The following is a 14,876-nucleotide window of genomic DNA, read 5'->3' as shown; positions in this document are numbered from 1 at the left end:
GAGTAAGCGCTTTAATTCACTGGATGGTTCCACTTTTACTAGCATGATTTATAAGGGCGCGGAAGCATTACACGCGAACGTTGCGAATGTGAATGCTCTGAACGTATTTCCCGTGCCGGACGGAGACACGGGAACAAACATGAATATGACTTTGACCTCCGGTGTCGAAGAGCTCAAGAAAAAAACGTCTCCGCATATCGGCAAATCGGCCGAAGCGCTGTCTAAAGGGCTGCTTATGGGCGCCCGGGGCAATTCAGGAGTAATTTTGTCACAATTGTTCCGCGGATTCGCGAAAGCGGTACAGGACGCGGAAGACATTGATGTCCATAAATTTGCGGCTGCGCTCCAACAAGGCGTAGATACGGCTTACAAAGCGGTAGTGAAGCCGGTAGAGGGAACGATTCTGACCGTTGCGCGCGAAGCGGCCAAACATGCCGTCGCCTCGGTTCGGCGCAGCTCCGATATCGGCGAGCTGATGAAGGAGGTTCTGGCCAAAGCGAAGGAAGCGCTGGCCCGGACGCCGGAGCAGCTTCCAGTATTGAAGCAGGTTGGCGTCGTCGATGCCGGCGGCCAAGGGCTGGTTCTTATCTATGAAGGTTTTGCAGCGGCGTTAAGCGGCGATATGCCGGTTACGTCTCTTATGGCGGAACCCGGTGCGGCTGCTGCCTTGCCTGGACATGGAACGGCCGAGCCGAGATCGGCCCAGGCCCATCTGGCGACGGAGGACATCGAGTTCGGATATTGCACCGAATTTATGATCCGTCTGGAGCCGGGCAAGACGCCCGGACTTGCGTTTGACGAGTTGTCGTTCCGCGGCGAGATGGAGAAGTTCGGGGATTCCGTTCTGGTCGTCTCCGACGACGATCTGGTCAAAGTGCACCTGCATGCCGAGCATCCCGGCGAAGTATTGACGCTTGCCCAGCGGTTCGGCGAGCTGGTCAAAATTAAAATTGACAATATGCGCGAGCAGCATACGCATATATTGGAAGAAGGCGCTGCTCCGGCCACATCCCATCATGCGGCACCGGCGGCGCAGCCGGCCCGCGAAGAAGCTCCGGCGGCGAAGCCGGAGGCGTCCGGAAAACCGGCGAAGCCGTACGGCTTCGTAGCGGTGGCGGCCGGAGACGGCGTGGCCGCCATCCTGTCGAGTCTGGGAGCCGATGTCGTATTGTCCGGCGGACAAACGATGAATCCGAGCACCGAGGATATCGTCAGCGCGATCAAGCGTGTTCATGCCGAGACGGTGTTCGTGCTGCCGAACAATTCGAACATCGTGCTGGCCGCTCAGCAAGCCCGCGATTTGCTGGACCGGAACGTGATCGTCATTCCGACGAAGACGATTCCGCAGGGAATGGCGGCGCTGTTTGCCTTCCAGGCGGGGGCGACTGCGGAGCGCAACACCTCCATGATGGAGGTGGCGATCGCACGCGTTCATTCGGGACAAGTTACGTACGCCGTCCGTGATTCGCAAATCGACGGAATGGACATTCGGGCGGGAGATTATCTCGGCATTCATAACAGCAAGATTGTCGCCTCGACGCCGGAGCTTCTCGCAACGTGCCGTCAGCTGCTGGACAGCATGATGGCGGACGGCGGAGAAGTGGTTACGGTGTTGACAGGGGCGGATGCGGCGGAGCCGGTCACGAGCCAGCTTGCGGCACTCATCGAAGAGACGTATCCCGACGCGGAGCTCGAAGTGCATGCCGGCGGCCAGCCGCTGTATTATTATTTATTTTCGGTAGAATGATAATTATTCACTTATGAAGGGGTGCGCCGATGGGGAAAGTCCGAATAGTGACGGACAGTACGTCCGACATTCCGGAGTCGGTCCGGAAAGAATACGGCATTGAGATGGTGCCTCTAAAAGTACATTTCGGTACGGAAACGTATTACGATTCGATTACGATTCAATCGGACGAATTTTATAACAAGCTGACGTCCTCGCCTGCGCTGCCGACGACGTCCCAGCCGTCGCCGGTTGATTTTCTCGAAATCTACAAAACGTTGACGGAAGATCCCGAGACGGAAGTGATCTCGATTCATCTGTCCTCGGCGATGAGCGGCACGTATCAGTCGGCCGTACTGGCCAAGTCGCTGCTGGAGGATAAGCCGAATCTGACGATCGTCGATTCGAAGTCGGCCTCGTACGGAATCGGCCTTCTCGTAGTCGCAGCGGCCCAAGCGGCTCAGGAAGGCAAAAGCAAGGAAGACATTCTGGCGCTGATCGAGAAGATTCGCCGGGAACTGCGCATTTATTTTCTGGTCGGTACGCTCGATTATTTGCAAAAAGGCGGCCGGATCGGCAAAGCGGCGGCCATGTTCGGCTCGCTGTTGAATATTAAGCCGATATTAACGATCGACGACGACGGGGAAGTGAACTCGATCGATAAAGCCCGCGGGCACAAAAAAGCGATGGCGCGCATCGTCGAGCTGATGAAGACGGACTTCGGCGGCAAGGAGTTGCACTTGACCGTGGCCCATTCGCAATGCCGGGAGGCGGCCGAGGAGTTCAGCACGCTGCTGCAGGAGCATTTCCATATTTCCAAACTGACGTATACGGACATCGGTCCGGTCATCGGTACGTACACCGGTCCGGGTACGGTGGCTGCATTCGCCATCCCGGCGTCATGAGCACGGATCTTCATACGCTTCCCGTCCGCAGCGTGAAAGGCGTCTCTTTGGCCAAAGCCAAAGAGCTGGAAGAGCTCGGAATCGACTCGGTCGCCCGCCTGCTGGAATATTTCCCGTTCCGGTACGAGGATTACCGGATTCGGGATCTCGCGGACGTCAAGGACGGGGAGAAAGTAACGATCGAGGGCAAGCTGTACAGCGAGCCAAGCGTGCAAATATACGGGCGCAGCAAATCCCGCATGACCTGCAAGGTGTTCGTCGATCCGCTAATGGTCCAAACCGTCTGGTTCAACCGGCATTTTCTAAAAGACAGGCTGCGGCCGGGTGCCCAGCTCCTGCTGACGGGGAAATGGGACAGCCGCAGGCTGCAGCTTACCGTCGCCGAGTGTGAGTTTCCGGGAGGAAGCTCGTCCCGGTCGGGGACGCTGCAGCCTGTTTATTCGATTACGGGGGCGCTTGCCCAAAGATGGATGCGCAAGACGATCCAGCAGGCGCTCGTCCAGTTCGGGGCTCTCGTCGCCGAGGCGCTGCCGAAGCAGTTGGTCGACAAATACGGCTTCATGCCGCGAAAGCAGGCGGTGTACCGGATTCACCATCCGGACGATGTGGAGGAAGGCAAGCAGGCCCGCAAACGGCTTGTGTACGAGGAACTGTTTTATTTCCAATTAAAGCTCCATGCGTTCCGTGCCATCCAGCGCCAAAAAGAAGACGGCGTCGCTCACGAATTCGACAACGAGGACGTGCGGCAATTCGTCCGTGCGCTGCCGTTTAAGCTGACCGATTCGCAGAAAAAGGTGATCGCGGAAATTTTGCACGACTTGAAGGAGCCGTATTGTATGAACCGGCTGCTGCAGGGCGACGTCGGTGCAGGCAAAACCGTGGTGGCGGCGGCCGCCTTGTTTGCGACCGTAAAAGCCGGTTGCCAGGGGGCGCTTATGGTGCCGACGGAAATATTGGCCGAGCAGCACAAGCGGTCGCTGGAAAAGCTGTTCGAGCCTTACGGAATGACGATAGGGCTGCTTACGGGCAGCCTGACCGACCGGCAGCGCCGGGACGTGATCGCTTCGCTTCATATGGGACTGATCGATGTGGTCGTCGGGACCCATGCGCTCATCCAGGACGATGTGCTGTTCCGGAAGCTCGGGCTTGTCGTAACGGACGAGCAGCACCGATTCGGCGTCAATCAGCGGAGCATCCTGCGCCGTAAAGGAATGAACCCGGACGTGCTCACGATGACGGCTACGCCGATTCCGCGTACGCTCGCGATTACGGCGTTCGGCGATCTGGACGTATCCACGCTGCGCGAGCTTCCGAAAGGGCGCAAGCCGATCAAAACGTATGCGGTCGGACACGACAAGCTGGAGCGGGTCATCGGTTTTATCCGTAACGAAGTGAGCACGGGCCGTCAGGCGTACGTGATATGTCCGCTGATCGAGGAATCGGAGAAACTGGACGTGCAAAATGCGATCGACGTGCACGCCCAGATGTCGCACGCATTTCCGGAGTTCCGGGTAGGGCTGCTGCACGGGCGGATGACGACCCAGGAAAAAGACGAGGTTATGCGCCAGTTCAAGGAGAATCAGGTGCAGGTGCTCGTCTCGACGACTGTCATCGAGGTCGGCGTCGACGTGCCGAATGCGACGGTGATGGTCATTTACGATGCGGTCCGGTTCGGCTTGTCCCAGCTTCACCAGCTGCGCGGCCGTGTCGGCCGGGGGGAGCATCAGTCGCACTGCATTCTGATCGCCGACCCGAAAAACGAAACGGCGAAGGAGCGCATGCGCGTCATGACCGAGACGAACGACGGCTTCGAGATCGCCCGCCGCGATTTGGAGCTGCGCGGTCCCGGCGACTTTTTCGGCACGAAGCAGAGCGGCCTGCCCGAGTTCAAGCTTGCGGATATGATGAGCGATTTTGAAATTATGGAGATGGCCCGCGACGACGCGGCCGAGCTGGTCGCCCAGCCGGATTTCTGGACGTCGGCAGAGATGCTGCCGCTGCGCGAATTTTTGCAGAGAGAGCATATTCTGGACGGAGAGCGGCTGGACTGAGTTGGTTAGTTGGTTGGTTGGGCGAAGATTGTGGTTATCGTTTGGGTTGGAAGCGCCGGCTTGCCGGCTGCCGCGTTAGGAAAGCGAACCTCCATCCGCTGTCGGCTGGAGTGCGCTGCTTGGTATGGACATGGGACAAACGATGAGTTTAGTCCGATGGATCTGCCAAGCCGGTGCGCTCGGCAAGCGGATTGGAGGTTCTTTTCGAGAGAGCTGGAATGTATAAGTTCTTCACCGTGCTTAAGCGGGTAAAGGGCCCCTTGCTTGTCGAGTCAGCGACTGTCGCAAGTTGCTGCAGTTACAATGAAACTCGTAAGCGAATAGGAGAAGAAAGAGGCTGGCCGGATATGAATCGGTGTGGAGAACAACCACGATGACCGTTCGACTTTCTGTCCTGCTGCTAGCTGGGGGAGGGGGAACCGAATAGGAGCGGTTTGCAGCTGCGAAAGAGATGTGCGGCCTCATCTAAGTCGAAGGAGTCCCCCAAAACCTCATCAACACCGGCTGGAGCGAAGGTGCTCATTCCCTCCCGCCCATCCACGTATGGGTTTGCACGTCAAAGAGCCGTCCGGGCGTAGTGTCGATTTTTAACACTGTCTGCTTAAAGGGGATACGATCATCTTGACCGGACGGTTTTTCTTACGTTCGCTGTCCTGTACGGAATGGGCGGAGACGCCCGAACGCGTGAAGGAGGCGTGCTGACGGGACTGCTGGAACTGCAGGAACTGCAAAATTGCGGTTCCCGGTCCGGAATGGAAGGTGAAAGCCGATAGTTGTTCCTCGGGCAGGCAAAACGACGGCCTATCCGGCATACAATTAGAGACGACCACTTCGGGAGGTGTCCGGCGTTGAGCTATCAAAAGTATGGAATTCCGCGCGAGCTGGTGGAGAGGGTCCGGAAAAAGCTGAAGCATCCGGAGACGAAGGACCGGGTCCGGGCGATTATGGACGGGGTGACGAAGGGGGACTTGCAGGACCGCTCCAAAGTTAAGACGCTGCTTAGCAAGACGGCCAAGGCGCTGGGCGAGCCGATCTCGGACGGATTGGCCAAACAGATCGTACAGATGGTTCTGGATCTGAAAATCGATCCGAACAATACGTTTCATTTGATTAAGTTGTGGGGGATGTTCCGGTAGGCCGCCATCCCCTTCGCTTCCCTTGTCGGGCGAACCGTTGCCGCTGTCGCCTCTTAATAATCCAGAAGACGTCCATGATCATGCCATTGACCGTACATTTTATTTGCTTTTGTGTAAGTAATGAATTTGTCTAACCGACTCCTAAATAATTCCGGCTGATTTTTATAGCTTTGGATCGTGTCGATCCGAATTCGTTTATAAAGAGCTGGAAATGCCAAAAAATTCTCGTATACTTGCCTTTCCTCTTGCAGTCTTTGCTCGATAACCGTATCTATTTTAAAAGAATCGGGGTCCATATCAGGAAGCACCTTTCTTCCTTCGTCTCTCATGAACCCCAACTTTTCGAGGCGGCGGACACGTTCTTTATTCAATTCCGTCCATGAGCTTTTTTTGCTTCTGGGAGATAATCTTTGCGCCAGCTCCGTCTCGGATATTTTCTTTTTGACCCCATCGATCCAGCCAAAGCATAAAGCTTCCTCGACCGCGTCCAAATATAGCAGCGCATCCGGGTTTGGCGTCATGCTCACGATTACCCAGCAAAATGTTTCCGTTTTACCATTTTCCTGTAGCCAACTCCTCAAGCCTTCTCTTGATGTTACTTTAATCAGATGTTCAATATCCATAAATAAATACGTTCTCCTTCCCGGGTATGGAGAGTCATTTCAGTTGGTTACGGTGTATATGCCCAAGTCGATGTCGTAACTGGGAGCTAGAGAATGTAGAGGCACCTATCTTCATAATAGCAAGGATGACTGATCAAAGTCACGTTAGCAGCCATCGCCCGTTATCGTTAGAAGACCTCCGGCGCGTGTTAAGATCCGACAGGATGGACATTCCCTCGGAGCCGATCGCTGACGTAATGGCACCGATGTCCTATAGGTTCATCAGCCTGGCGAACGCCATTCCTGCAACGGAACGGCGTTTTTTGTTTTGCAAACCCCGCCTGCGCGGCATGCCTCCCACCTAAAAAAAACACAAGTTCAATCAAAGGGACTCCATTGTTGGCGAACCGCTCCCGCCTTATGATTAAAAAGAACAAGCGCTTACAAATCTAGGCTTGCACTACGACAACAGACGGTTGGGGGGAGCGGAATGGCGGCTGCAATACAACCCGAGGCCAAGAAGGCGATCAAGTCTTCGCCCCGCGGAAGATGGCTGGATTACATGTGGAAATACCGGGCGCTGTACTTCATCTCGATACCGGGGATCGTTTACTTTTTCATATTCAAATACGTTCCTTTGTTCGGCTCGGTGATCGCGTTTCAGGATTACAACATTTTCAAAGGGTTTACGGGCAGCGAGTGGGTCGGGCTGAAACATTTTAAAACGATGTTCGAGCATTACGATTTCCTCCGCATCTTGAACAATACGATTTTGCTGGGGCTGTACGATCTGTTCATCGCATTTCCGGCCCCGATCGTCCTGGCGCTGCTGCTTAACGAGCTGAGACTCGTGTTGTACAAGCGGGTGCTGCAAACGGTCGTATATATGCCGCACTTTTTGTCCTGGGTCATTATAAGCGGGATTGCGATCGGCATCTTGTCTCCGTCGACCGGCATTTTGAACAAAGCGCTGTCGCTGTTCGGCATCGATCCGATTTACTTCCTGGGCGAAAATTCGTATATCCGCACGATCTTGATCGGCTCGGGCATATGGCGCGATACCGGCTACGGTACGATCATTTATTTGGCCGCTCTGGCGGGCATCAATCCCGACCTGTACGAAGCGGCTGAAGTGGACGGCGCGAGCCGGTGGAGGCAGACGCTGTCGATTACGCTGCCGTCGCTGCTGCCGACGATTATGATTTTGTTTTTGCTTCACATCGGCAAGTTTCTCGATCTGGGCTTCGAGCGCGTGTACGTGTTCCTCAATCCGCTTAATACGGAGAACGGCGAAATACTTGATACGTACATTTACAAGGTCGGTCTGCTGTCCCAGCAATACAGCTACACGACGGCGGTCGGTTTGTTCAAATCGCTGGTCGGGCTGATGCTGATCGTCATTGGCAATGTGTTCAGCAAAAAAACGACGGGTGAAAGTCTTTACTAAGGGGTGAGAAACTTGAGAAAATATAGCCGAGGACAAAATATGTTCAACGCGTTCAACGTCGTGCTTCTCACCGTCATCGCCCTGACGATGCTGCTGCCGTTTCTGAACGTGATCGCGCAATCGTTCAGCAGCTCGGAAGCTATTATTAACAACCAGGTCGGCTTGTGGCCGGTGGACTTTACCTGGATCAACTACCAGTACGTGTTCAGCGACGCCTCGATCTGGCGCTCGTTCGGAGTTACTGTATACATTACTGTGTTCGGCACGCTGATCAATCTGATCGCAACCGCGTCGCTCGCTTATCCGGTTTCCCGTCAGGAATACGTCGGACGCCAAGCCGTCGTCATGTTTGTCCTCATTACGATGGTATTTACGGCCCCGCTTATTCCGAACTTTATATTGATGAAAAATTTGCATCTGGTCAATTCGCTATGGGTGCTCCTGATTCCCGGGGCGATCAGCGCGTTTAACTTTTTCGTCATGCGGTCGTTTTTCATGCAAATTCCGGCGGAGCTGATCGATTCGTCCCGAATCGACGGATGCGGCGAGCTGCGGATTATTTCCAGTATCGTGCTGCCGCTGTCCAAGCCGGTAATGGCCTCGCTGGGTATCTTTTATGCGGTCAACCATTGGAATACGTATATGAGCGCGCTGTATTACATCAACAAGCCGGCGCTGTGGCCGCTGCAGGTGAAGCTGAAGAAGCTGTTCGAGACGGACGATATCAGCATCGACCCGTCGTCCCAGGTGTTCAGCTCGCTCGCGCACACTTCGCCGGAAGGCATCAAAATGGCTGTCATTATGATCGCCACGGTTCCGATTATTCTCATCTATCCGTTTCTGCAGCGACATTTCGTCAAAGGCATGATGGTCGGTTCGGTCAAATCGTAGGGCGCATGCGTCTTCGTCCCGGCCGATCTGCGGTGAACGGAACATGTCGCGGTTCAGACGGCGGGTGGGGCTTCGGACCGGAAGCAACGTCAATCCAATCGAAGCGAAGCAAACGAAACGGGCCGGCCCTTCACCTCCGTCCTCTGTTACAGACGGGAGAACAGTGTTGGAGCGCTAGCTGTTGGTTTGTCCGCAAAAGGGGCGCTCACCATGTACAGCATTCTGATCGTCGACGACGAGCCGATGATTCGCAAAGGGCTCGAGAAAATGATCCGGCAGACGGAGTCGCTGGACTGTTCCATCCGCATGGCCGAAAACGGGGAGGAAGCGCTTGCCCGAATCCGCGAGGAACGACCGGATTTTGTATTCACGGACATTCGCATGCCGCGTATGGACGGGCTGGAGCTGTGCCGGAGGCTGGCCGAGGAGGAGCCGGACGTTCAGGTCGTCGTCATATCCGGCTACGGCGACTTCGAATACGCGCAGAAGTGTGTCTCGTACGGAGTCAAGCAATATTTGCTGAAGCCGGTCGGCGTCCAGGATATGCGGGATACGCTGGCTAAGCTGACGAACGCGCTGGGCCGGAAGCAGTCGCCGTATTATTTGTCGGTAGCCCGGCTGGACGAATGGGTGGAGCAGATGGAGGTCGCGGTCTGGAGCCTCCACAGCGAAGAGCTGGAGCGGCTGCTGGAACGGCTGGAGTGCGATTACGATTTTGCCCAGCTGACGGTAAGCCGGCAAAACGAGGCGCTGCAGGAGCTGTACGCGCTGCTTGTGAAGAAGCTGGCACACCGCGATGTCGTGCCGCACGACAAAGAGCTGCGGCTGGAGGGCATCGCCACGAGCGCCGAGTCGTTCGGACGGCTGGCCGAGGCGGTTCGCAAAATCGCCGCCGATTTGAAGGCGAAGCGCAAAGGCAAGGCGAAAAATCCGGTGGAGGCGGCGAAGGCGTTTATCGACGAGCATTTGTCCAAGGAGGTGTCGCTGGAGGAAGTGGCGGACGTGCTGGGGCTGAATCCATCATATTTCAGCCAGCTGTTTAAGCAGACGACGGACGAAACGTTCGTCCAGTACCGGACCCGCCGGAGGATGGACAAAGCCAAGAAGCTGCTGGAGCAGCCGCACTACCGGATTACGGATATTTCCTACGAGGTCGGTTACGCCGATCATCCGCATTTTACGAAAATGTTCAAGAAGCATACCGGTTATTCGCCGTCTGAATACCGCAGCAGACTCGGGATCGAATGATGAAGAAACGTCTGTCGAGACAGCTTTTCGTCTATTTTCTAGTCGTCATCGTCATGTCGCTTACTACGGTCGGAATTTTCTCGTACACGCAGTCGTCGCGGGCGCTCGACCGCCAGTCGGAGCGGTACATCTCCCAGATCATTACAAGCGCCGCTTATCAGACGGATATTTACTTGAGAACGTATGAGCGGGCGAGCCAGTCGCTGCTTACCAGCATGGATTTGAAGCGCTTTCTCGATATCAATCCGAACGACAGCTACGAGTACTACCAATACTACAATGCGCTGCAAAAGGAACTGTTTCCGACGGTGTTCATTCTCCATCCACAAACGCATCTGATTTATTTGATCGGAGAGCATGGACGCGCCGTCGCGGACGACAATTCGACCCAGCTGTATACGCCGAACTTCCGGCCTGCGGAGCAGTACGCGATGCTGCTCGAGCGGACGCCGGAGAACGGGGCGATTGCGATGTTCAAGTCGAGCATCAAGCCGGACCAGGCGGACCGGATCATTACGATGGCCCGGAGGGTGCGGGGAGTCTCGTCGTATACGCCGAACGGCGTGCTGGCGATTGAGTTCAGGGAGCAGGATCTCGCGCAAATGTGGAAGCCTCTCGATATCGGGGAGCGCGGCTTTTTCTTCATCGTCGACGAACAGGGCGGTTTGATCTACCGGCCGGCGGATTCCGAATATGCGGGCATTTCGAGCGGAGGTTTGCTTCACAAAGTGACGGAGACCGGCAACGGCAGCTTTCTGGAGAAGCTGAACGGGGAAAACCGGCTGTTCGTCACCCGCAAATCGGACTATTCCAACTGGACGATCGCGATATCCGTGCCCGTGCAGGAGCTGCGCGGCCCGGTATCCGCCATCCGCTCGACAACGCTTGTCGTCGGGCTGCTGACGCTGGTGGCGGCGATCTTCGCCGCGCTCCGGTTCGGCCGCTCGATCGTGAAGCCGATTCAGGTGCTCAAGAACGGCATGCGCCAGACGGAGAAGGGCAATTGGGCCCATATTCACGTTCCCGAGCGGCAGGACGAGATCGGCAGTCTGATTGTGACGTACAACCGGATGGTGACCCGTCTGTCGGAGCTCGTCGAGGAAGTGTACGCAGCCGAGCTGAAGCAGCAGGGGACGCTGCTGGATTTGCAGGAAACCCGGCTGGAGCGGCACAGGGCGGAGTTTCAGGCGCTGCAGATGCAGATTAACCCGCATTTTTTGTACAACACGCTGGAGACGATCAAATGTTACGCCGTCGTCCAGGATTCCGCGGAAATTACCGAAATGGTGGAGGCGATGGCCTTCATGCTGCGGTATTCGATCCAGACGAATCTGGAGGAAATTACGATGGCCAACGAGCTGAAGCATGTGCTCAGCTATATGACGGTACTGCGGCACCGGCACGGGCGCGACTTCGACATCGACGTCGCGGTTCCTCCCGAGCTGCTGCTGGAGAAGATGGTACGGCTGACGCTGCAGCCGATCGTGGAAAATATTTTTCAGCATGCGTTCCCGGACGGGATCGAGGACCGGCACTACATCCGGATCGACGCGCGGCGCGAGGACGACCGGTTTCTCGTGATCGTCGAAGATAACGGGGCCGGCATGAGCCCGGAGAAGCTGGAGGCGCTGCGGGAGAAGCTGAAGCAAAACCGGCTGGCCGAACCGGACACCGGCTCGATCTATCATCGCGGAGGCATCGGTCTGATGAACGTGCACCGGCGCATCCAGCTCGTATTCGGCGAACAGTACGGCATGTCGGTCGACAGCGAGCGCGGCAAGGGAACGCGCATTACGCTGACGATGGCGGGCATACGCAACAAGCTCAGCATAGCGGCGGACTGAACGGACAGAGGCTGACATTTAAAGCTGACGTTCAGAGTTGACGTTCAGAGCAAAACACTCCGCTCCCAAAAAACAAAAATCATGAGGAGGACGAAACAATGAATACGATCGATCTGACGGGGAAAGTCGCTTTAGTAACGGGTTCCAGCTCGGGTATCGGACGCGCGGTTGCGATCCGGCTCGCGGCCAGCGGAGCGAAGGTGGCGGTTAATTATTTGAAAAATGCCGGCGACGGCGAGGAGACGGTCCGGACGATCCGTGCGGCTGGAGGGACGGCGGAGCTGTTCCAGGCCGACGTCTCGAAGCTGGATCAGATCGATGCGCTCGTGCGCGCCGTCGAGGCCGCCTTCGGCACCGGAATCGATATCCTTGTGAACAATGCCGGTCATCTGGTGCAGCGTTGCTCCAACGCGGATATGACGGAGGAGTTGTACGATACGATCATGGATGTAAACCTGAAAAGCACCGTGTTCGTGACGAAAGCGGCGCTGCCGGGCATGAAGGCCAAGGGCGGGGGGGTTATCGTCAACCTGTCCTCGCTGGCGGGGCATGACGGGGGCGGGCCGGGCGCGAGCGTGTATGCGGCGAGCAAAGGCGCGATCGTCTCTTATTCCAAAGGGCTTGCCAAAGAGCTGGCAGCCAGCGGCATCCGGGTTAATGCCGTTTCCCCGGGTTTTATCGGCCAGACGGCGTTCCATGCGACGTTCACCTCCGAGGAAGGGCGCAAAGCGACGGTCGGGCGCGTTCCGCTTGGACGGGAAGGCACTCCGGACGACGTGGCCGGGGCGGTTCTGTTCCTCGTCTCCGATCTGGCTTCCTACCTGACCGGGGAAACCGTCGAAGTAAACGGAGGCATGTTCATGCGATGAAGACGACACGAATCCGGGAAAAGGTGCGAAGGAGCATATGGGGTCAGCCGGCCTGCGAACTGCTGCGCTGCGAGCTGGATTCGCTGCCGGAGCAGGCGCTGGCGATCCCTCATGAGCCGGGCGGGTGGTGGCACCAATACGTATGCCCGGACCATCATACCGAGCTGCTGTTCGATCCGGCCGAAGCCGATGCGTTGTCGTTCGCTTGTCCTTACGGCTGCCGCCTGTCCGGCGAGCCTTACCGCGGCGCTTGGCTCGTATTCAAGCACCAGGCGCTGGCGCGTTATGCGCTTCAGGCTGCGGCCGTTTATGCGGCAACCGGCGAGGAGTCGTATGCCGCGCTGAGCAGTAATTTGATTGCCGGTTATGCCGCGCAGTTTCCGCATTATCCGGTCCATCCGGACGCTCAGCCCTGGATGCTGAAAGGGCGAGCCTTTCATCAGGCGCTGACGGAGGCGATCTGGGCGACGACGCTGATCCGGGGTTATTTGCTGCTGCGCGACGAAGGTGCTGCCGTCTGGGAAGAAGCGGACGCTGCGGCGATGGAGACGTTTCTCGGCTTGCTGGAAAGCAGTATGGAGCAGTACCGGCACGTCTTGATTCATGAAAAGCGCAATCCGGAAAATAACTACACGGCTTGGCTGAACGCGGCGCTAGCCTGCGTATATGCCGCCCGCGGCGAGAAGGAAAAGCTGCTGGCGCTCGTTGACGGCGAAGGCGGACTGCTCCATCATCTGACGATCGGCGTAAAGCCGGATCAGTTCGAATTCGAGGGCAGCACGTATTACCACATTTTTGTACTGCGGGCGTATTTCATTACAGCGGAGATGGCGGAACGGCTTGGCGTCGATTTGTACGCGGTCCGGGGAGCGGACGGTCAGTGCTTCGAAGGGATGCTGGACGTGTTAGCCGGGCTGGCGAACGATCTCGGCGAGCTGCCTGCGCTGCACGACGGCCCTTACGCGCGGGTGCCCTACGCCCGGGAGATCGCCGAAGTATTCGAGACCGGGCTGACCCGGTACGGGCATGCCCGGTATACGCCGATTCTTGCCGAAGTTTACAGACAGCTGTACGGCGGGCCGGTGCGGACCGGACTGGAGGCTATGGTGTACGGAACGGGCGATTGGACGCCGACGCCTTATCGTATGGATCAGGGAGCGGTGGATGGCTTGGAAGGAGGAGCCCGCGCCCGCTCCGGGATTCCGCCGGCTGACGACTATAATCAGCGCCGTTCGCTGCTGCTTGCCGACTCGGGTTTCGTCGTGCTGCGCCGCCCGGGAAGCAAGCTGTCCCTCCTGGCCGATTTCGGTCCGCATGGCGGCTCGCACGGCCATTACGACAAGCTGCACGTATCGCTTATGCACAAGAGCGGCGCTGTCGCCCCGGACATGGGAGTGGTGCCGTACGGCTCGCCATTGCGGAAAGGCTGGTATGCGGGAACGGCGAGCCATAACACGGTGTCGATCGGCGGACAGTCGCAAGCGCCGCATGAAGGCGAATGCGTCCGATTTGAAGAGGGGGCGGACAGGGCTTACGTCTGGCTCCGCTCGGATCAGGCTTACGTGGGTACGGTGTTCGACCGTCATCTGCTGCTGACTGGGGAATGGCTGCTCGACTGGTTCGAGGTACAGACCGGGGAAGAGGCGGAGATCGACTGGTGGATGCACGGAATCGGAGTTATGGCGCCCGCCGGTTCTCCGGAAGCGTGGGCGGACGGCATCGATACAGGCGCTGAGGGTGTGGTATTGGGCGCCGGCGGCGGTTACTCTTACATTCGGGAGGTACGCAGCCATAAGCCGGTCCTGCCCGGACTAGATACCTGCTTATGGCGGATGACGGTGGAAGGAACGGAGGAGCAGGTGACGGCGGCGATGGTGCTGTTTCCCGTCTCCGAGGCCAAGTTGATTCGCACGCCGGGCGTATCCGTCGATCCGAGCAGGCCGGGGGCAGGTCTGCTTCATCGGCAGCGCGGGCGCTCGGCCAGGTTCATCGCGGTGTACCGGGACGGTGCAGAGCCGTTGTCGCTTCATTTCCGCGAAGGAACGGCTGGAGGTGCCGCGCTGGATATCGCCGACGGGAATGATGTGCGGCGGACCGTTCATTTTACGAAGCAGGCAGGTTTACGTTTGGCAGAGCCAACCCGAGGAGCGTGATCCG

General features: G+C 57.3%; 11 protein-coding genes. 10 read left to right on the top strand and 1 reads right to left on the bottom strand.

What is annotated here, in order from left to right:
• Positions 1–43 precede the first annotated feature (43 nt).
• From PV433_RS13270 to PV433_RS13255, 4 genes are all read left to right on the top strand, one after another.
• Positions 44–1,747 carry a DAK2 domain-containing protein gene (locus PV433_RS13270; RefSeq protein ID WP_332072633.1) on the top strand — a complete coding sequence of 568 codons (1,704 nt, stop codon included), beginning with the start codon at positions 44–46 and terminating at the stop codon, positions 1,745–1,747.
• A gap of 29 nt (positions 1,748–1,776) precedes the next feature.
• Entirely contained in the window at positions 1,777–2,631 is an 855-nt protein-coding gene (locus PV433_RS13265; RefSeq protein ID WP_332072572.1) for a DegV family protein, read from the top strand.
• Complete coding sequence (recG, locus tag PV433_RS13260; protein ID WP_332072571.1) at positions 2,628–4,682, top strand: ATP-dependent DNA helicase RecG; 2,055 nt, start codon at positions 2,628–2,630, stop codon at positions 4,680–4,682. Before PV433_RS13265 ends, recG begins: the two co-directional genes overlap by 4 nt.
• A gap of 848 nt (positions 4,683–5,530) precedes the next feature.
• A complete protein-coding gene (locus PV433_RS13255; RefSeq protein WP_190927735.1) occupies positions 5,531–5,818 on the top strand; it encodes a stage VI sporulation protein F in 288 nt (95 codons plus the stop codon).
• A 53-nt stretch (positions 5,819–5,871) separates the two neighbouring features.
• On the opposite strand, the gene PV433_RS13250 is transcribed toward PV433_RS13255, so the two are convergent.
• Complete coding sequence (locus PV433_RS13250; protein WP_332072570.1) at positions 5,872–6,441, bottom strand: YdeI/OmpD-associated family protein; 570 nt, start codon at positions 6,439–6,441, stop codon at positions 5,872–5,874.
• A 469-nt stretch (positions 6,442–6,910) separates the two neighbouring features.
• Here PV433_RS13250 and PV433_RS13245 point away from each other — a divergent pair, with 469 nt between their 5' ends.
• From PV433_RS13245 to PV433_RS13220, 6 genes are all read left to right on the top strand, one after another.
• Positions 6,911–7,867: an ABC transporter permease gene (locus tag PV433_RS13245; protein ID WP_190927737.1), complete on the top strand. Its 957-nt coding sequence runs from the start codon at positions 6,911–6,913 to the stop codon at positions 7,865–7,867.
• Between the two features lie 39 nt (positions 7,868–7,906).
• Positions 7,907–8,758, top strand: a complete 852-nt coding sequence (locus PV433_RS13240; protein ID WP_332072632.1) for a carbohydrate ABC transporter permease — start codon at positions 7,907–7,909, stop codon at positions 8,756–8,758.
• A 210-nt stretch (positions 8,759–8,968) separates the two neighbouring features.
• A complete protein-coding gene (locus PV433_RS13235) occupies positions 8,969–10,006 on the top strand; it encodes a response regulator transcription factor (protein WP_332072569.1) in 1,038 nt (345 codons plus the stop codon).
• Entirely contained in the window at positions 10,003–11,850 is a 1,848-nt protein-coding gene (locus PV433_RS13230) for a sensor histidine kinase (protein ID WP_332072568.1), read from the top strand. The genes PV433_RS13235 and PV433_RS13230 overlap by 4 nt, the downstream gene beginning before the upstream one ends.
• Before the next feature lie 98 nt (positions 11,851–11,948).
• Positions 11,949–12,719, top strand: coding sequence for an SDR family NAD(P)-dependent oxidoreductase (locus PV433_RS13225; RefSeq protein WP_332072567.1), 771 nt, complete (start codon positions 11,949–11,951; stop codon positions 12,717–12,719).
• A complete protein-coding gene (locus tag PV433_RS13220; protein ID WP_332072566.1) occupies positions 12,716–14,872 on the top strand; it encodes a heparinase II/III domain-containing protein in 2,157 nt (718 codons plus the stop codon). Before PV433_RS13225 ends, PV433_RS13220 begins: the two co-directional genes overlap by 4 nt.
• Positions 14,873–14,876: the final 4 nt, after the last annotated feature.

The sequence above is a fragment of the Paenibacillus sp. GYB004 genome, from assembly GCF_036577605.1.
GTDB lineage: Bacteria > Bacillota > Bacilli > Paenibacillales > NBRC-103111 > Paenibacillus_AB > Paenibacillus_AB oceani.
This window is presented reverse-complemented; position numbering and strand designations above follow the sequence as displayed.